Here is an 18,998-nt window from a genome sequence, read left to right on the forward strand (position 1 = left end):
CGAATCTTTTCACATAAATTTTATTCTAGCATCTTCTGATAGCTACTTGCAATCTTTTCTGTGATTTGTATTTAGTATTTATAAGTTAAAAAATAAAAGTCAAAGTCAAGGTTTACCTGACTTTGACTTTTCTATTTTCAAAAGAAAAAGTTCATATTCTTATTGTCTGGTATTATTTATCGTCTTTAACTTCCTCAAATTCGGCGTCAACTACATTATCGTCACCGTCTTTACTTTCTCCAGCACCTTCAGCACCTTGTGCTTGTTTAGCTGCCTCTTCGTAAAGTTTAACAGATAAGTTTTGCACGATTTCTTGAAGAGCATCTTTTTTGGCACGAATTTCTTCTAAATCATTTTTCTCGATCGCTGCTTTTAATGCCTCTTTTGCTTCTGTTGCTTTTGTAACTTCGGCTTCATCCACTTTTCCTTCTAAATCTTTCAATGTTTTATCAACAGTGAAGACTAGTTGGTCAGCTTCATTGCGAAGCTCTGCTTCTTCTTTACGCTTTTTATCTTCTTCAGCATTCATTTCTGCTTCTTTTACCATTCTTTCAATCTCTTCATCTGAAAGTCCTGTAGAAGATTTGATTGTAATGGCTTGTTCTTTGTTTGTACCAAGATCTTTTGCACGAACATTCACAATACCGTTCTTATCGATATCAAATGTCACTTCAATTTGCGGAATTCCTCTTGGTGCTGGTGGGATATCCGTTAATTGGAAACGACCAAGTGTTTTATTGTCTGCAGCCATTTGACGTTCGCCTTGTAAAACGTGAATGTCAACTGCTGTTTGATTGTCTGCAGCAGTAGAAAACACTTGTGATTTTGAAGTCGGGATCGTTGTATTACGGTCAATTAGTTTTGTAGATACGCCACCCATTGTTTCAATTCCAAGTGATAGTGGTGTTACGTCAAGTAGTACGACGTCTTTAACATCTCCAGAAATAACTCCACCTTGTACAGCAGCCCCCATCGCCACAACTTCATCTGGGTTTACCCCTTTGTGTGGTTCTTTACCTGTTGCCTTTTTGATTGCTTCTTGAACAGCTGGGATACGGGTTGATCCACCAACAAGAATTACTTTATCAAGTTCAGATGGAGATAGTCCAGCATCACTTAATGCTTGACGAGTTGGTCCCATTGTACGTTCAACAAGGTGTGCAGAAAGCTCTTCGAATTTTGCACGAGTTAATGTTACTTCTAAGTGTAATGGACCTGCTTCGCCAGCAGTAATGAATGGTAAAGAAATTTGTGTGCTAGTTACCCCTGATAAGTCTTTTTTCGCCTTTTCAGCCGCATCTTTTAAGCGCTGTACAGCCATTTTATCTTTTGAAAGGTCGATTCCATTTTCTTTACGGAATTCATCTACTAAATAATCAATGATTACTTGGTCAAAGTCGTCTCCACCAAGTTTATTATCTCCTGCCGTAGCTTTTACTTCAAATACGCCGTCACCAAGCTCAAGAATGGAAACGTCAAATGTACCGCCACCAAGGTCATATACTAGGATTGTTTGATCTTCATCTGTTTTATCGAGACCATATGCAAGTGCAGCAGCTGTTGGTTCGTTAATAATACGTTCCACTTCTAGACCAGCAATTTTACCAGCATCTTTTGTTGCTTGACGCTCTGCATCATTGAAGTAAGCTGGAACAGTGACAACAGCCTTTGTAACTTCCTCACCAAGATAAGCCTCAGCTGTAGCTTTTAAATTTTGTAGAATAATAGCTGAAATTTCTTGTGGGCTATACTCTTTTCCTTCAGCTTCTACTTTGTAGCTAGTTCCCATATGACGTTTAACTGACATGATTGTATTTGGGTTTGTAACAGCTTGACGTTTTGCAACTTCACCCACTTGACGTTCGCCATTTTTAAACGAAACAACTGAAGGTGTTGTACGGTTACCTTCTGGGTTAGGAATTACTTTAGGTTCCCCGCCTTCTAAAACAGATACACATGAGTTAGTCGTACCTAAGTCAATACCAATAATTTTACTCATATTCTTCCCTCCAAGATCATTATGTAATTACTGATTTACTTTTACCATTGATGGACGGATCACTCGGTCCTTCAAAATATAGCCTTTTTGTAGTTCTTCTACGACAACATTCGAATCAAAGTTTTCATCTTGAACTTGCATAACAGCTTGGTGCATATGGGGATCAAACTCTTTTCCAACCGCATCAATTTGCTCGGCACCTTCTGCTTTCAAAGCTTCTAAAACACTGCGGTAAACCATATCCATCCCTTGTAACAGTGATTTTGCTTGTTCGTTGTCTGCGTCTAATTTCAATGCTCTTTCAAAATTATCAATTGCTGGTAATAAACTAGTGATCAAGCTTTGAGCCTTATATTTTTCAGTCGCTTCCAAATCTAATCTTGCACGACGACGGGCATTTTCGAAGTCGGCTTGTAAACGAAGAATTCTATTTTCAGTCTCTTCAAGCTTTCCCTTTAACTCTTCATTTTCTTTCTTTAAAAGCTCGAGTTCACTTTCCTCTTGACTTTTGACTTCTTCATTCACGATTTCTTCAGCAGCTTCTAGATTTACTGTTTCTGTTTCTACAGTTGTTCCTTCTTGGTTCAGCTCTTTTTCAGCCACCATCGTCACCTCCTTAAAAATTTCTACCATGTGATCATGTTATTGGAAACATCTTATTTTTTATTGTCCCTGTAATGTTTAATAGCTAACGTTGGATTTACACGAATGTTTAACACATTAGATTGTACACATATTGAAAGGGGTGGAAAGGCAATCCCACCCTTAACAATATTTCCACGTCTATTTTATTCCATACAGTCTTGTTAAAACCGTTGATAAATCTTTTGCCATAAACTGCATAAGACTAATTACACGAGAGTATTCCATGCGAGTTGGCCCTAGAACTGCAATGGATCCAAGTTGTTCCTCTCCAATAGAGTACGTCGCTGTAATAAAGCTACAATCCTCCATTGCAGAAATAATATTTTCCCGTCCGATTTTCACATGGATTCCAGTTGGATTTTGACGAATAATATTATAAAAGTCATCCTCTTGCTCAATCAAATCAAGTAACTCTCGGATTTTACTAATATTATGAAACTCTGGCTGACTTAGCATATTCGTTTTTCCACCGAAAAATAATTTCTCGCTATGTGACACTTTTAATGTATCAGCAATTGAATTGAGCAGGAGATCATAGTTTTCGATATGCTCTTTTAAAAGCACAACTACTTCTTTATACAATTTATCGTTCAATTGTTCAAGTGGAACCCCTGTCAAACGCTCATTTAGAATATTAACAAGCTTTTCAATTTCATTTGCATTTACGGACTGTGGTAAATGAACGACTTTATTTTCGACATGTCCTGTATCAGTGACGATAATCGCAACAGCCGTTTCATTATTAAGTGGAATGATTTGAATTCGATTCATCTTGTTTTCCTTCACATCTGGACCAAGTACAATCGTAGTATAATTCGTAAGTTCCGATAAGATTTTAGCAGACCTTTGTACGATCTTTTCCATTTCATAAATTCGCTCTGCAAAAATGGACTTAATCGTGTAGATATCTTTCTTTCCCAATTTCTGTGGGGAAATCAAATGATCAACGTAATATCGATATCCCTTCTCAGAAGGAATTCTACCAGATGATGTATGTGTTTTTTCAATAAATCCAAGTTCTTCTAAATCCGCCATTTCATTACGGATTGTTGCTGAACTTAATGCTATCTCATCCTTTTTGGCCAAACTTCTTGAGCCAACGGGTTGGGCGAATTGAATAAAATCATCAACGATCACCTGTAAAATTAGTAACTGACGATCCGTTAACATGTTCATCACCTCTGTTAGCACTCAATGAACCCGAGTGCTAATTCTAATATTAAAATATCAAATATGAGGGGGAGATGTCAATAATAATTACTACTAAAACAGTTACATATGTGTTTAATGAAGTTAATCCAATAAAAATGCTTCAAATGCTTCATTTCCTAAAAATCGACCATGACGGGTTAAGAATATATGGTCGTTTTCAATTATGATTAAACCTTGTTTCTTTAGTAACTCGATTTTACTTTGAAAAATATCTAGCGGACTTTTACCGAACTTTTCAATAAAGCGCGAAATGCTTACCCCCTTCACTTTACGTAAACCAAGAAACATTTCTTCTTCCCACTTTTCTTTCTCGTATAATCGATGAGCATCCATTATCGGTCGATTCCCATTATCAAGTGGTTGCATATACTTTTTTATCGGTCCATAATTTGAACTTCGAACTCCATTTACATAACCATGGGAACCTGCGCCAAACCCATAGTAATCTTCATTATTCCAATACGTTAAATTATGTATACTTTCATAACCCGTTTTGGCAAAGTTACTAATTTCATATTGATGGTAGCCGTGCTTCTCCATTTCATTCATTAACAAATCATACATTTTTGCTTCAACATCTTCAGTTGGGATTGGCAATTTTCCTTTGTTCATCAGTTGATAAAAAACCGTTTTAGGTTCAATAATAAGAGAGTACGCAGAAAAATGGGTAATCTCCAAAGCAAATGCTTCATCAAGGGTTTGTTTAAATTGCCGAATCGTTTGGTCTGGCAGACTATACATCAAATCAATATTGATATTTTCAAAACCTACTTTTTTCGCCAATTCTATGGAGCGATAAACATCTTCTGGTTTATGGGTTCTACCTATTTTATGAAGTAGTTCTGGATCAAATGATTGAACACCAAAACTTAGTCGATTAACCCCGCCCTCAAATAATCTTTTTAATTTTTCTTCCGATAAATCGCCTGGATTTGCTTCAAAGGTATATTCGATCCCTTGAGAAAAAGGTAAATATTCCTTAATTAACGCACATAGTCTTTCTAACTGCCTCTCATTTAAAGACGTTGGGGTTCCACCACCAACAAAGATTGAATTTAGTGTATGAGCTGGGGTTTGAGCTAATGCCAATTTCATTTCAGTTCCTAGTGCCTCAATATACTCATCAACAGGCTGATTTTTCAAAAACACTTTATTAAAGTCACAATAATGACAGATATGTTCACAAAAAGGAATGTGAATATATGCGGCTTGGATCATTTTTAACGCCTCTTTCTAATACGAAAAAGAGGTGTATACGCCTCTTTCTGAATAGCGATACTAACCTCTTTTACAAATCAATTATTTTTTTGATTGATTGTTGTCGTCCATTTTTAATACCGCCATAAAAGCTTCTTGTGGAATTTCAACAGAACCAACCTGTTTCATCCGTTTTTTACCTTCTTTTTGTTTTTCTAATAGCTTCCGCTTCCGAGAAATATCCCCACCATAACATTTTGCTAATACATTTTTTCTGATGGCTTTTATTGTTGACCGAGCAACAATTTTTTGTCCAATTGCAGCCTGGACAGGAACTTCAAATTGCTGTCTGGGAATTAATTCTTTAAGCTTTTCAACAATCACTTTTCCACGATCATATGAAAAGTCTTTATGAACAATAAAGCTCAATGCGTCGACTTTCTCAGCATTTAAAAGAATATCCATTTTTACAAGCTTTGATGGTTTATAACCGATTAACTCGTAATCGAAGGATGCATATCCCTTTGTACTGGATTTTAATTGATCAAAGAAATCATAGACGATTTCTGATAGCGGCATTTCATATATAATGCTAACACGTGTTTCATCTAAGTATTCCATATTGATGAAATTACCACGTTTATGTTGGCAGAGTTCCATAATAGCACCAACGTAGTCATTCGGGGCCATCATCGTAGCCTTTACATATGGTTCCTCAATCGTTTCAATTTTTTGTGGTTCAGGCATATCGGCTGGATTATCAACTTTTAAAGATGTCCCATCCGTCATCTGCACCTCATAAATAACACTTGGTGCAGTCGTGATTAAATCAATATTAAATTCCCGTTCAATTCGCTCTTGAATAATCTCCATATGAAGAAGTCCTAAGAATCCACATCTAAATCCAAAGCCTAGGGCCTGTGAAGTTTCTGGTTCATATTGAAGCGATGAATCATTCAGCTCAAGTTTTTCTAATGCTTCTCTTAGGTCATTGTATTTAGCGGTATCAATTGGGTAAAGTCCACAAAACACCATTGGATTTAATTTACGATAACCAGGCAGCGGTTCGGTAGCCCCATTTTTTGCATTCGTAATCGTATCCCCAACACGCGTATCTCCAACATGTTTAATGGAGGCTGATAAAAATCCAACATCTCCCACTGTTAGTTCATCGACTGGCATTGGTTTAGGGCTAGTAACTCCTACTTCTGTTACCTCAAACTCTTTTCCAGTTGCCATCATCCTTATTCGATCTCCGGCTTTTACCGTACCATCCACTACCCGGATAGATGCAACAACCCCACGATAAGCATCATAATAAGAATCGAAAATTAAAGCTTTTAAAGGAGCATCCGGGTCGCCCGACGGTGCAGGGACCTTCTTAACAATCTCCTCTAAAATATCTTCAATGCCAATCCCGGCTTTTGCAGATGCAAGTACTGCCTCAGAGGCATCAAGACCAATTATGTCCTCAATTTCTTGTTTCACCCGTTCTGGCTCTGCACTTGGCAAATCAATTTTATTAATAACTGGAAGAATTTCTAAATCGTTATCTAATGCCAGATACACATTAGCCAACGTTTGAGCTTCAATCCCTTGTGCCGCATCGACTACTAAGATCGCTCCTTCACATGCTGCTAGGCTTCGTGAAACCTCATACGTAAAGTCGACGTGTCCAGGAGTATCAATTAAGTGGAAAGTATAAACCTCGCCATCCTTTGCTTGATACTTTAACTGGACGGCATTCAATTTAATTGTAATCCCTCTTTCACGCTCTAAATCCATAGAATCAAGTAATTGATCCTTCATTTCCCGTTTTGTTAATGTATTCGTTGTTTCTAAAATTCGATCAGCTAATGTTGATTTCCCATGATCAATATGTGCGATGATGGAAAAATTGCGAATCTTTTCTTGTCTATTTAATCTGTCTTCTCTATTCATAAGTTTGTCCACTCCTACTAGTCATCCACATATACACTATTTTTTGATTATAACAGTAGGATTGTATAAAGCGCAAGCGCCTGGTTCAGCCCCGAAAAGCACAAGTCGAGCCGACAAGAAGGTTGTTCTTCAACCTTCTAGCCGACTTGGCTTATCACTAGAGCCTGATTTTTCTAAGCCCTAAGAAAAACCTTATGACTCAATAGGCTCGGCGCTAAAGCCGGAGTAAGGAAAGCGCTAAAGCTTACGAAAAATCACTTGATTTCAATCATTATTTTGCCAAGAGATCGGCAATCAGTTGAATCATGCTGTCAGTAATGGTTGAAATCAAAGACGCTAAACTTTTCCCAATGGACGAGAAAAAATTATAGGCCTTCATTTCTTCCAATTTCGCTTTTTTCTTTTCGATATCATGACTAGAAATTTCGTTTCCTAGGATCGACGCCTCCATCTCTCCTGCTTCTTTTTGTTGAATTTTAAAGGCGCCTTGAAATTGTTCATGTCCATACCCCTTCATTCTTACAATTCCTTCATTCGCCTGCTGCATTCCAAATAAAACAGATACGAACATAAGGCATGCAAGGAGGAATGATTTTAACATAAACATTTTCATCACTAGTCACTCTCTTTCTAACTTTCATTTGCTGGATTCACATGCGGTTGATCCACACTTTCAGCTTGCCAGTAATAATTGCTAATTACTTCTGCTAATACTTCTGCCGAGTTGTACAATTCTTCGAACGTATTATCGACTCCACCGAATTCTACGAGAATGGCATTTTCAGAAAGGTCTTGGTTAAACTTTCCATTTGTACCTGCACCCTTCTTGGTAAAAACTCCGCGGCTTAGGCCCTTATAGGAGGAATCAAGCTGGCTTTGCAGTTCATTTGCAAAAGCAAGGTTTTTCTCATAATTAGCATGTTCCCCACCAATAACAAAAGCAAGCTTTGCATAAGGCTTCCCGTTCATTTCAATGGTCGTATCCTTTTTTCTTCTAGAATCACGATGAATATCGATTAAATAGGTTAAATCACGATTTTGCGTAACGGCCGCTTCAACAACCGTTCTAGATTCTTGATAGGATCTTGCAAATGTTAAACCTTTTTCTTTTAATCTGGCCTCAATATCGGTTTTATCGACAACGGTACCAATCCCGCGTACTTCTAATTCTTCCTTAAGCTTGTCCCCAATATGGGTTACATTCACTTTGGAATGATAGGCATGGTTTGGATTTGTCACCCCTTTTAAGTAAGGAAGAAATGATTCTCGATTATGAGAGAAATAAACATAAACAACTTCCTTTTCTCCCGTTGTATTCGGTGGTGTACCATTATTGCCACCTTCACCACTGCCTTGAATATCATCCATGTTTTGCAGAGCAGCTTCCTTTTCAGCTTGTAAAATTTCGAGTGGTGGAGCTGACTCGATCGGCATATTCGTATAATCAGTTCCTTCACCTGCAACAATTATTTCTGTATCAAATAATGAAAATGCAGGCAGTTCCCTACCTAGTAAACTACGTGGATCATCCAAATTAATATTCGTCGATAATTTAAATAAATACTGTGTTATGGCGGGTTCTTGTGTTGATTGTGGCAATCCAGCTAAAAAATAATGATTTTCACTTCCGATCAAATTATAGAGCATATCACCTGTAATATTGGTTGCCGCTGATTTAACTGATTCGGATGCTGGTCGATATTTAGGATCTAACGTGGTTAAAACCCCACTTATCGAAAAAATTAAAATTAAAAAGCAAACAAAGGTGATTATCCCCTTTAATAAGTGAGTTCCTTTAATAGTGACCATTAAATTGTTCGATTTAACAGATTTCATCTCTCCACCTCTCTAGAGCATAAGTCTACTAATTTATATGACTCTGCTAGAGAAGATAGAACCTGTCTTTTAATCCTATTCAGAACTCTATTATTTTCTGCGAATAATTGATTAACCTATTCTTATTGTTATAGCCGTCCTATCGAGTATAAAATCCGGCATTACCTTGATTGACATTGCTGTGAAGGCTGGCATTTAACCCATTTGCGATTAAATTGGCCATATCTTCAATAAACACATCTACTTCCTTTGGTGTAACCATTAAGTTATGACCTAACGGAGATAATACTTCATAAATTAACTTCCGTTTTTCCTCCTCTGACAATGTGCCAACCATTCCTAAAAAGGTTTGTCGTTGTTGTTCTTCAGGCAAATCTTCATCCGTTAGTTTTTTTCTCTTTCCAAAAGTCATTCCAGCTGGAGCAAGCGCACGAGATGGACGATTTCCTTCCCGTATTTCCTTCCCAAAATGCTTTAAAATAAAATCAATCGTATCACTAGTAATGGAAACGGCATCAACGACAGTTGGAACACCAATCGCAATGACAGGTACACCTAATGTTTCTTTACTTAACTCCTTACGTTTGTTTCCAACTCCAGAACCTGGATGAATCCCTGTATCAGATATTTGGATCGTCGCATTGACTCTCTCAATAGAACGGGATGCAAGCGCATCAATCGCAATGACAAAGTCTGGCTTTGTCTTTTCAACAACCCCGAAAATTATATCGCTCGTTTCAATTCCCGTCAGCCCCATTACACCCGGGGACAACGCACTCACGGGACGGAATCCTTCTTCAACATTTTCTGGCTGTAGCTGGAATAAATGTCTTGTTACAAGTAGATTTTCACACACTTGTGGTCCTAAGGCATCTGGAGTAACATTCCAATTTCCTAGTCCTACGACTAAACAGGAGGCATCTTCTTTTATCCCATTTTGTTTCAAGAAATGAGCGAACTCAGCTGCGAATACATCTCCTACCTTTTGCTGTAGTTCTGTATCACTTTGTCTGATTCCAAGCACTTCAATCGTTAAGTATTTTCCTTGTTTTTTTCCTATTACATTTTCTCCCTCTTTTGTCACTTCGACAAAAGATATTTTCACGTCATCAACTTCTCTTTCCTTTATAATGACCCCTTCAATTTGTGAAACATCTTCTTGTTCACCGACATGTTGACTCCCTTTTTCATGAATGACCATTTCACGAGCTTCAATTGCTAAGTCCGTTCGGACCGAATATCGACTTAAATCAATTTCCTCTGCCATTGTAGTCCTCCCAAATTATAGAAAAATTATTTTATTATCTATCTTCTCCGTAATAGAGATAAATCATTCAAAGGAAAATAAAGCTATTATTTAGGGAAAAGTTAATAAGTTTCTATTTTAAATTTTTGTGGAGTATTGCAATATTCACTTCCGTTTGATAAAATATCATTTGTTCTTACAAATGGTAATGGATGTGTAATCGAGTTCATATAATCTCGGTGCTTTTTATATTAGGAGGTGAACGTTAATGCCAAATATTAAATCTGCGATTAAACGTGTGCAAACAAATGAAAAGAAAAATGCTCACAACAATACGATTAAGTCTGATATGCGTACTGCTGTGAAAAAAGTTGAAGCAGCCGTTGTTCTAAACGACGCTCAAGCAGCAGCTAGCACATTTACTGAAGCTGTTCGTAAATTAGATAAAGCTGCAGCAAAAGGTCTTATTCATAAAAATGCTGTTGCTAGAAAAAAATCTCGTTTAGCGAAAAAATTAAACTCTTTAAATGCGTAATACGGAAAAGAGACTGTCAGTTGACAGTCTCTTTTGTTATTGTTGTAACTTTAATAGAATTAATTCAATTAATAATTCTTTGTTCATTGCCCCGGTTTTCATCTTATAATCAGCTTCTGCTAATTGCTTAATTAAACCAATGAGTTCATCTTCACTAAACTTTCGTGCTTGACCTGCAGCTAGTTTTACACGAAAGGGATGAACTTTAAGATGACTTGCAATTTGATTTTGCCCATATCCTCGCTTACCTAATTCCTTCACTTGGTAAATGAGACGGATTTGATTTGTAATAACGGCGAGGATTTTAATTGGCTCTTCATTTAATTTTAATAGGTCATAATAGATTCTTAATGCTTCTTCAATTTTTCGTCCGACAATTTTATCCACTAACGTGAAAATATTCTGTTCTAAAGACCTTGCTACTAGACTTTCAACAGTTTTGACATCAATGATATGTCCTCTGCCAACATATAAGGCCATTTTGTCAATTTCACTAGTTAACATGAAAAGGTTTGTACCCGCTAAAACAAGTAAAAGATCCATTGCTTTCGGATCAAAGGTTACCCCATTAAAATCGGCTCTGGCAACCATCCATTTTTTCAAATCCGCTTCTGTTAGTTTTTTTGCCTCAAATACAGCCGCCTTTTTCTTCAACTCTTTCGTCATTTTTTTCCGTTCATCCAATTTTTCATAAGGAGCCATAAACACAATAATAGAGTACGGTGCAGGTTCTTTTAAGTAAGTCTCTAATCTTGCCAGATTATGCTCCACCTTATCTTTTGTTTTTTCTGCTGTTAAAAAATGTGGATTATGTAAAAAAAGTAACTTTTTTTCTCCCATAAACGGCAATGTCTCTGCATCTTCTAAGGCCATTTCAATTGGAGTTTCTGCTAAATCAAAACTTGATAAATTGAACTCAATGTCCTCTTCATTTAAAATCGCATCTGTTAATAATTGTTTCGTTTCATTTATAAGAAAGGTCTCTGTTCCATATAATAAATAGACGGGACTAAGCTCTTTTCTTTTAATTTTCTTCCATAAGTCAAAAATCATACTTCCTCGCTCCGTTCGGTGCAACGATTCTTTTTGTTTCTCTTCTATCGTAAAGAAGAGAACGGAAATTTACAAGTATGATTTCTAAGAATGACCAAAAGGAACTGGCATCAGATGTAGATACCAATTCCTAATCTATGTGAACGCCACTCATTTAAGACCTAGGTAACAAAAATGGTGACGGGATTGCTGTAATACTATTTTGACCCGATCAAACCGGACTATGTCTGACAAGAGTTGACAAGCATATTTTCTGAATAGTGGATTTTTTCTTAATGATAATTTATACTATTAACATGATAGTAAGGGGGTATGTTCAGTGAATGAATTTGAACAAGATGTTCAATGCAAACGAAATGATGCAATTGACGCTGGGGTGGGGTTTATTGTTTCATTTGGGTTTTTCGCAACCTTATTTATTATTGCGACAGTCGTACAAGTGATTGGTTCATAATTGTTTTGGATAGAGGCTGATTTAGAGCCTCTTTTTTCTCTCTTATTTTGTTATATATCCTATGGACGATGAACCCAAAAGGTGCCTGTCTCTTTTTTAAATCGATAAGTTATAGCTCCAGAAATATCTGTTCTTACTATTTTTATATTTCGACTTTTTAATCTTTTAAGTACTTCCCCATTGGGATGATTAAAACGATTATCCTTCCCAACAGATATAATCGCTATTTTCGGCGACACCTTGTTTAACAATAGTTCTGTTGTCGATGTTTTACTGCCGTGATGTCCGATTTTCAACACATCGGTATTAATATCTTTATATTGTTCCATTAATTTTTTCTCTCCATCTTCTTCCAAATCACCTGTAAGTAACCAACGCAACCCACCCATTTCGCTATATAACACTATAGAAGTATTATTTATATTTTCAGTAGTCTCATGTTTAATTGGGGATAACACTGTAAAAACATAATTCCCACTATTCCATTGATCCCCTTGTTGGACAAACCGCACAGGTATTCCTTTTTGATGAGCTTGCTGCACTAATTTTGTTTCTAATTCGTTTTTCTTCAAGGTTAGGGGAAGAACTAACTCTTTAACTTTTAGCTCATTTAGTACTGCCTGGGCTCCCCCTGCATGATCAAAATCACCATGCGTAATAATCACCTTGTCAATGACAGCCGCACCCTTACTTTTTAAAAATGGAACAACTGTGTCTCTTCCAACTTCATAGGGGCGCTGCCTTTGTTGCCATTGTTCTTGATTAAATAGCATCGCTCCGCCTGTATCAATTAGATATGTCCCTTTTCCATAAGGAAGGCGAATAAAAATACTATCTCCTTGACCGACGTCAAGAAATGTAATTTCTCCTTCACTGCTATAGGTGGTAATTAACATTTGACTTAGAACCAAACATATGGGTATCAATAAGAGACCCATTTTATAGTAAAATTGCTTACGAAATTTTTCCCATACAACGAAATAACTAAAGAAACCCACAACATACAGGAAGAGAGAAAAATGATTAGGCTTTCCTACTAACAATTGATTAAAAGGGAAACGGGAAATAAATTCGGTTACTTTATTTGTCCAATCAATAATTTCTGTTAAAACAAAGATAAATGGATCTACCCATCCTTTAAACAGCAAGTGTAGAAGAAAGCAGGCCAGCACAAGTGGCAGAATAACAACATTAAATAATGGAATATAAAGCAGATTAACAACTAATGAAATGATTGAAAACTCGTAAAAGAAATGGAGAAGAATGGGGGCAGAAGAGATCATGGATATAAAGGAAGTAACGAAGAGAGCGGTTGTCGTAGTTTGATTTTCTCCCAAAAGATATGGAAGTGAAACCAATAAGGCAAAGGTGACCAAAAACGATAACTGAAAACCAACATTATAAATAACATAAGGACTAGCAAATGAATAAACTAAAAAGGTAACACAGAGCCCATCTAATGGGCTTATCTGATAGGAAGGGCCCCATCTCTTTGCAATTAATAAAATCATTGTCATGATGACAGACCGATTCACCGATGGCGAAGCCCCCGTAAGAACTCCATATACAGGTAATAAGGCTAACAAAAGAATAACAGTGTTTTCTCTCGTGATTCCTATCCGAAGAAGAAGCTGATAAAAAATAGCGACAACAATTGCAATATGAAGACCTGAAATTGCTAACAAATGAACAATACCTAATTCACGATAATGATCCATCGTTTCTGGTGAAATAAAATCATCACTACCAAACAATAGAGCAGCAGCAAGCGGAACCGCTTTTTCTGGAAAGTGGGTTTCTAAATAATGAAATCCTTTATATCGAATCATTTTAATTGAGGTCATGAGCGTTGGAGCTTCTTGGCATGCGTTAATTTGAAGGGTTTTCGGCTTTAGTATCCAATGAATTCGATTTTGAAGTAAATATTCGCGGTAATTAAAGGAGTTTGGATTTGAGGATTCTGAGGGCTTCTCTAATATTCCTTCCACTTGGCAAACTAGACCAGGGGAAAGGTTGCTTTTTAGAAGTTGTTTTTCTCTCTCAGATTGAATTTTATATCTTATCATCAACCTTTCTGATCGTGTTTGATCGTTTGCAGCAACAGTTAGGACGTCACCGTCGATATTCTCTATTTCATTAAATGATAATATAAACCGCTCTTCCTTACCAGATAGATGAGTTTGATTTTCTTGAACCACGATCCCTGCCCTTATAAAAAAAATACTAAAAATCAAAAAGGATAGAAGAATATACTTTCCTTCCACTCTTTTTTGTTTTAGTAAAAAAATAAACGAACAACCTAAAAGTCCGAGGATCAGGAATAAGTTTTCCATTACAGCTAAGATCCCTAGCAAGGCAGCTAATGTCAAAAATACAACTTTTGTTCTCATATTTATCCCCTCAAACTTTCAAGTTAAAAATTTAAGGCTGACTTAACGTCAACCTCTTCTATTTTGCTAGATGAACCACTTCAATGTCCTTTAAAAAATAGTCATTCCATTTATTCCGATAGGGCTCACGAAAAACAACTTTTGCGATCCCGGACTGAGCTAATGTTTTCGCACAATTTTCACAAGGCTCATGAGTAACAAAAGCAGTAGCCCCTTTTAATAAGCTTCGATCTGCATGTAGAACAGCGTTTAATTCTGCATGTAATGTTCGAATACATCTTCCTTCATCATTAATTAAACATCCTACATCTTCACAATGATCATGACCATGGATGGAGCCATTATACCCTGTTGAAATAATATGCTTGTCCTTTACAATGACACAACCGACATGTAATCTTGGACATGTCGAACGGGTTCCAACCTCATTAGCTATATCTAGAAAATAATGATCCCAACTTTTTCTCATCTTTAATATTCCTTTCAATTTTCTATAAAATAAATGTTATATTCTTAGCTTATTAAAAAATCATTCAATGTCAATATTCAATTCATCAAATCGAGATCTCATCTTTCAATTTTTCAAATGTTTTTTCACCAATCCCGCTAATCTTCTTAAGATCCTCAATGGCTTTAAATGGTCCATTTTGCTCCCGAAATTCGATGATCGCATCCGCTTTAGACGGTCCAATTCCAGTGAGTGTCTGTAATTCACTTTGAGACGCTTTATTAATATTAATTTTCCCATCACCTTTTTCTACTCCTATTCCTCTCCCATTGGTTACATCAATTATTTCTTCTCCCACAACAGGAAAGTATAAAACCATTTCATCCTCTAATTTCATCGCTAAATTAATGCTATTTTGATCAGCATGTTCAAGTAGTCCACCAGCCCTTTCAATTACATCCTTCACTCGATCGCCTGGTTGGCACTCATAAACTCCTGGGGAATGGACGGCCCCTTTAACATCAACTACAATTTTTTCCTCTACAGCTAATGGACTTTGATCGGTTTCATTTTCCTCTAAAGATTCTTGTTCCATCCAATCATTATTCAACATTGAACTTGTTTTATTGTGATCGACTCCCACTATGTAATAGACAACAATCGCACCAATTACCAGGAAACCAATAAACATGACTAACTTGTTTTGTTGGACAATCTTTTTCATAAATAATCTACCCTTTCTGTAGTATGACATCTTTAGGTTTTGTGTTTTTGGCATAATACCCCTTCATGATTCATAGCATGTAGGAGAGTCGGTCTGTAAGAGGAGGAATGGATAATGGAAATTGGGATTATTGGTACAGGAAACATGGGGAGGATATTAATAGAAGCACTGCTGGATGGAAAGGCCGTTTCCTCTTCCTCCATGATCATAACAAATAGAACTCTAATTAAAGCAATTGCCATTCAAGAAAATTACCCAGATCTATGCATTACTCAGCATATAGAGGAGATTGGAAAACGAGCAGATTTAATCTTTATTTGTGTAAAACCCCATGACGTGTATGATGTCACAAGAAGGCTTAAACCGTTTCTCACAAAAGATAAATGTGTGATTTCGATCACAAGTCCAATTAGCGTTAATCAACTGGAGTCGGTTCTCCCGTGCTCTGTTGCCAGAGTTATACCGAGTATTACAAACCGGGCTCTTACTGGGGTTAGTTTATTAACATATGGAAAGAACTGTGAGGAACAATGGAAAAGCAGGATAAAAGAGGTAATGGGGCATATTTCCAGACCACTCGAAATCAAAGATGAGATTACCAGAGTTGCATCTGATATTGTTAGCTGCGGGCCTGCCTTTTATAGCTATTTAACACAACGATTTATCCAAGCGGCTGTTCATGAGACACAAATTGATCAAGAGACAGCGACAATATTGGCAAGTGAAATGTTAATCGGCCTTGGGGAGTTACTTCGAAATGGGTTTTATACATTACCAACTTTACAGGAAAAGGTTTGCGTGAAGGGCGGTATAACAGGCGAAGGAATTAAAGTATTAGAAAATGAAATAGGAGATATGTTTGAACAATTATTTCAGGCTACACACTTAAAGTTCGAAGACGACTTGGCTATTGTAAGAGGACAATACATTAAGTAAATAGTTCTAGTTCTATTCGTTAAACCCTCTTTTTTTAAAAAAAATACAAAAAAATATTTCCCCCTGTAAGCGCAGTTCCTTTTACAGGGGGGCTTTATCGATTACGAAACTTTTCGTGCGGTAAATAAAATTCTTTCAGATTCGCTTTCAGGCTTAGTGTTATTAAAATCTGCTGTAATTGCAAGAACTTCAAAACCAGTGTTCTCTAACCATTGGGTATAACGCTCAACAGGAAATGTTCGTTGAAAATGAAGTTCGTCATAACGTTCGTATTGATTGGTAGAGTTGTCTCGTTGAAAGAAAGTTAACTCATGTTCAACACTATCGGAATGTTCCCCTGCAAAACATTGCCAGATATAGCTAATCTCTTCCCCATTATAAGCATAGGTTTGATTGATAAACAATTCGTTCATCTTATAAAGAGAGTGAACATCAAATAGGAATAATCCCCCTGGAATTAAATGTTGATGAACTCTTTCAAACGTCCGGATCACTTCTTCTTCACTTTGTAAGTAATTAAGCGAATCACAGAAAGTACCGATCAAATCAAATTCACCTATGGCTTCTATTTCTGACATATCCTGTTGAATTAAAAACAATGAAGATCCCGTTTTCTCGGCCTTTTCCCCTGCTACGGTTAACATTTCTGCGGAAAGATCCACACCTGTAACTGAAAAGCCAGCGCGAGCTAAACGAAGCGAAACCTCACCAGTACCGCATGCCAAATCAAGAAACCTATTTCCAGTTACACGGTATAACTCTTTTTGGTTTTTTACAAATTCAACCCACTTCTCATACGGAACATCTTGCATTAATTCATCATAAATCTGCGCGAAATTACCATACGTCATTCGTTTAACACACTTTGAATGTCTTCAAATGGGGCATCTCCCCATAAACGTTCTAAATTGTAGTAGCCTCTTTCATCCTTATGGAATATATGAACCACGATATCCCCAAGGTCCACAAGCACCCATTTTGCCTCATCAAATCCTTCAATTCGTTTTACCGTAACAGTTAATTCATCTGCTTTTTCTTTTATTTCACGAGAAATAGCTTGAACTTGTTTGTCAGAGTTTCCGTGACAAATTACAAAATAGTCCGCTACTAATGAGATCCCTTTCATATTTAAAACTACGATATCTTCTGCTCTTTTATCATCCGCAGCTTTCACGGTCACTTCTAATACATTACGTATATCCATTAATCTGCCTCCTTTTTAACTAGTGCGTTATAAGTATGAAATGTAAGAGGAAAAATTTGTTGATTCTTCTTCATTAAGAATCCAATTGAGTTTTTGATGGATTGGATCAATGCCGCATCCAAATTGGTGTTTGCCATTTCACGAACTTCCTCAACCCCCGGAAAATGCCTTCCAGGTTCTATATAATCAGCTAAATAGATGATTTTTTCTAAAAGAGTCATGTTAGGCCTGCCTGAAGTATGATAGCGTATGGCATTTAATACATCACTATCCATAATTCCTACTTCTCTTTCCACCAAAAATGCACCAACGGGAGCATGCCATAATTCAGTATTATAATGAAGTAAATCAAGGTCCATGCCCTGCTCTAAAATAATTTTTCTCATTTCCTCTTTATTACGAAATTTTGCGTAATCATGAAAAATTGCTGCTAACTCTGTCTTTTTTTCATCTGCTCCATACCTCTTTGCTAATGTAACAGCTGTTTCCATTACTCCAAGGGTATGTGTGTAACGATGCTCAGTTATTTGATTCTTTACAATAGATAATGCTTCATCACGTTTCATATAACCGCTTCTCCTCTATATACCCCAACACTGAATCAGGAACAAAGTAACGAATGGTTTTTCCTTCCCTTACTCTATTTCTAATCATTAAAGAAGAAATTTCAATGTTAGGAACATCCACGAAAAGGATTGGATAATTTGTTTCACTTTGATAGTGTGGACGATTTACCCCGACAAAGGTAACCAGCTCGACCAATTCATCAATTTTATACCAGTTTGGTAAATACTCAATCATATCCGCACCAATGATAAAATAAAACTGATGTTCATATTTTTCTTTAAGTAACTTGATGGTATCATACGTATAGGATTTTCCAGGTCTCTCCAACTCAATAGCTTGGGCTTCAAAGTGAGGGTGATCCGAAATCGCCTTATGCACCATTTCTAGCCGATGAGTCCCGGTTACCCCGCTATTATTTTCTTTATGTGGGGGCTCCTGATTAGGCATAAACCAAATTTTATCCAGACCTAATGCATGTTGTACTTCATTCGCAATCACAAGATGCCCTATATGTGGAGGGTTAAAGGTTCCCCCTAGAATGCCAATCTTTTTCAGCGGAATTGCACCTACTTTTTAAAATTATGTTTTCTCAAATAATTGACTTATGGATG

19 protein-coding genes are annotated in these 18,998 nt (G+C 36.8%); 3 read left to right on the plus strand and 16 right to left on the minus strand.

Annotation, left to right across the window (positions count from 1 at the left end):
• Positions 1-172: 172 nt before the first annotated feature.
• The 8 genes from dnaK to gpr form a co-directional block, all read right to left on the minus strand.
• Complete coding sequence (dnaK, locus tag R4Z10_RS16080; RefSeq protein ID WP_338470304.1) at positions 173-1,999, minus strand: molecular chaperone DnaK; 1,827 nt, start codon at positions 1,997-1,999, stop codon at positions 173-175.
• Positions 2,000-2,026: 27 nt separating this feature from the next.
• On the minus strand, positions 2,027-2,605 hold the full coding sequence (grpE, locus tag R4Z10_RS16085) for a nucleotide exchange factor GrpE (RefSeq protein ID WP_338470305.1): 579 nt from the start codon (positions 2,603-2,605) through the stop codon (positions 2,027-2,029).
• A gap of 177 nt (positions 2,606-2,782) precedes the next feature.
• Positions 2,783-3,814 carry a heat-inducible transcriptional repressor HrcA gene (hrcA, locus tag R4Z10_RS16090; protein WP_338470306.1) on the minus strand — a complete coding sequence of 344 codons (1,032 nt, stop codon included), beginning with the start codon at positions 3,812-3,814 and terminating at the stop codon, positions 2,783-2,785.
• Positions 3,815-3,937: 123 nt separating this feature from the next.
• Positions 3,938-5,074 carry a radical SAM family heme chaperone HemW gene (gene hemW / locus R4Z10_RS16095; RefSeq protein ID WP_338470307.1) on the minus strand — a complete coding sequence of 379 codons (1,137 nt, stop codon included), beginning with the start codon at positions 5,072-5,074 and terminating at the stop codon, positions 3,938-3,940.
• Between the two features lie 81 nt (positions 5,075-5,155).
• Positions 5,156-6,994 (minus strand): translation elongation factor 4, encoded by a 1,839-nt coding sequence (gene lepA, locus R4Z10_RS16100; RefSeq protein WP_338470308.1) that lies wholly within the window; start codon positions 6,992-6,994, stop codon positions 5,156-5,158.
• A 271-nt stretch (positions 6,995-7,265) separates the two neighbouring features.
• Positions 7,266-7,607 (minus strand): YqxA family protein, encoded by a 342-nt coding sequence (locus tag R4Z10_RS16105; protein ID WP_338473261.1) that lies wholly within the window; start codon positions 7,605-7,607, stop codon positions 7,266-7,268.
• Between the two features lie 17 nt (positions 7,608-7,624).
• On the minus strand, positions 7,625-8,830 hold the full coding sequence (locus R4Z10_RS16110; protein ID WP_338470309.1) for a stage II sporulation protein P: 1,206 nt from the start codon (positions 8,828-8,830) through the stop codon (positions 7,625-7,627).
• A gap of 139 nt (positions 8,831-8,969) precedes the next feature.
• A complete protein-coding gene (gene gpr / locus R4Z10_RS16115; protein ID WP_338470310.1) occupies positions 8,970-10,097 on the minus strand; it encodes a GPR endopeptidase in 1,128 nt (375 codons plus the stop codon).
• Positions 10,098-10,344: 247 nt separating this feature from the next.
• Here gpr and rpsT point away from each other — a divergent pair, with 247 nt between their 5' ends.
• Positions 10,345-10,611 carry a 30S ribosomal protein S20 gene (rpsT, locus tag R4Z10_RS16120; protein WP_338470311.1) on the plus strand — a complete coding sequence of 89 codons (267 nt, stop codon included), beginning with the start codon at positions 10,345-10,347 and terminating at the stop codon, positions 10,609-10,611.
• A 36-nt stretch (positions 10,612-10,647) separates the two neighbouring features.
• Here the strand turns inward: rpsT and holA are convergent, their stop codons facing one another.
• Complete coding sequence (gene holA, locus R4Z10_RS16125; RefSeq protein WP_338470312.1) at positions 10,648-11,664, minus strand: DNA polymerase III subunit delta; 1,017 nt, start codon at positions 11,662-11,664, stop codon at positions 10,648-10,650.
• Between the two features lie 319 nt (positions 11,665-11,983).
• Between holA and R4Z10_RS16130 the strand changes: the two genes are divergently transcribed.
• Positions 11,984-12,118 carry a YqzM family protein gene (locus R4Z10_RS16130; RefSeq protein ID WP_338470313.1) on the plus strand — a complete coding sequence of 45 codons (135 nt, stop codon included), beginning with the start codon at positions 11,984-11,986 and terminating at the stop codon, positions 12,116-12,118.
• A 59-nt stretch (positions 12,119-12,177) separates the two neighbouring features.
• Here the strand turns inward: R4Z10_RS16130 and R4Z10_RS16135 are convergent, their stop codons facing one another.
• The 3 genes from R4Z10_RS16135 to R4Z10_RS16145 form a co-directional block, all read right to left on the minus strand.
• A complete protein-coding gene (locus R4Z10_RS16135; RefSeq protein ID WP_338470314.1) occupies positions 12,178-14,508 on the minus strand; it encodes a DNA internalization-related competence protein ComEC/Rec2 in 2,331 nt (776 codons plus the stop codon).
• A gap of 58 nt (positions 14,509-14,566) precedes the next feature.
• On the minus strand, positions 14,567-14,977 hold the full coding sequence (locus R4Z10_RS16140; protein WP_338470315.1) for a cytidine/deoxycytidylate deaminase family protein: 411 nt from the start codon (positions 14,975-14,977) through the stop codon (positions 14,567-14,569).
• An 85-nt stretch (positions 14,978-15,062) separates the two neighbouring features.
• On the minus strand, positions 15,063-15,680 hold the full coding sequence (locus R4Z10_RS16145; protein ID WP_338470316.1) for a helix-hairpin-helix domain-containing protein: 618 nt from the start codon (positions 15,678-15,680) through the stop codon (positions 15,063-15,065).
• Between the two features lie 114 nt (positions 15,681-15,794).
• Here R4Z10_RS16145 and comER point away from each other — a divergent pair, with 114 nt between their 5' ends.
• On the plus strand, positions 15,795-16,616 hold the full coding sequence (gene comER, locus R4Z10_RS16150) for a late competence protein ComER (protein ID WP_338470317.1): 822 nt from the start codon (positions 15,795-15,797) through the stop codon (positions 16,614-16,616).
• A 101-nt stretch (positions 16,617-16,717) separates the two neighbouring features.
• On the opposite strand, the gene R4Z10_RS16155 is transcribed toward comER, so the two are convergent.
• From R4Z10_RS16155 to R4Z10_RS16170, 4 genes are read right to left on the minus strand one after another with little or no spacing between them, the layout of a single operon-like run.
• Positions 16,718-17,467 (minus strand): class I SAM-dependent methyltransferase, encoded by a 750-nt coding sequence (locus R4Z10_RS16155; RefSeq protein ID WP_338470318.1) that lies wholly within the window; start codon positions 17,465-17,467, stop codon positions 16,718-16,720.
• Complete coding sequence (gene rsfS / locus R4Z10_RS16160; RefSeq protein WP_338470319.1) at positions 17,464-17,820, minus strand: ribosome silencing factor; 357 nt, start codon at positions 17,818-17,820, stop codon at positions 17,464-17,466. Before rsfS ends, R4Z10_RS16155 begins: the two co-directional genes overlap by 4 nt.
• On the minus strand, positions 17,820-18,386 hold the full coding sequence (gene yqeK, locus R4Z10_RS16165; protein WP_338470320.1) for a bis(5'-nucleosyl)-tetraphosphatase (symmetrical) YqeK: 567 nt from the start codon (positions 18,384-18,386) through the stop codon (positions 17,820-17,822). Before yqeK ends, rsfS begins: the two co-directional genes overlap by 1 nt.
• On the minus strand, positions 18,376-18,942 hold the full coding sequence (locus tag R4Z10_RS16170) for a nicotinate-nucleotide adenylyltransferase (RefSeq protein ID WP_338473262.1): 567 nt from the start codon (positions 18,940-18,942) through the stop codon (positions 18,376-18,378). Before R4Z10_RS16170 ends, yqeK begins: the two co-directional genes overlap by 11 nt.
• Positions 18,943-18,998 lie beyond the last annotated feature (56 nt).

The organism is Niallia sp. XMNu-256 (assembly GCF_036670015.1).
Lineage (GTDB): Bacteria > Bacillota > Bacilli > Bacillales > Cytobacillaceae > Bacillus_BD.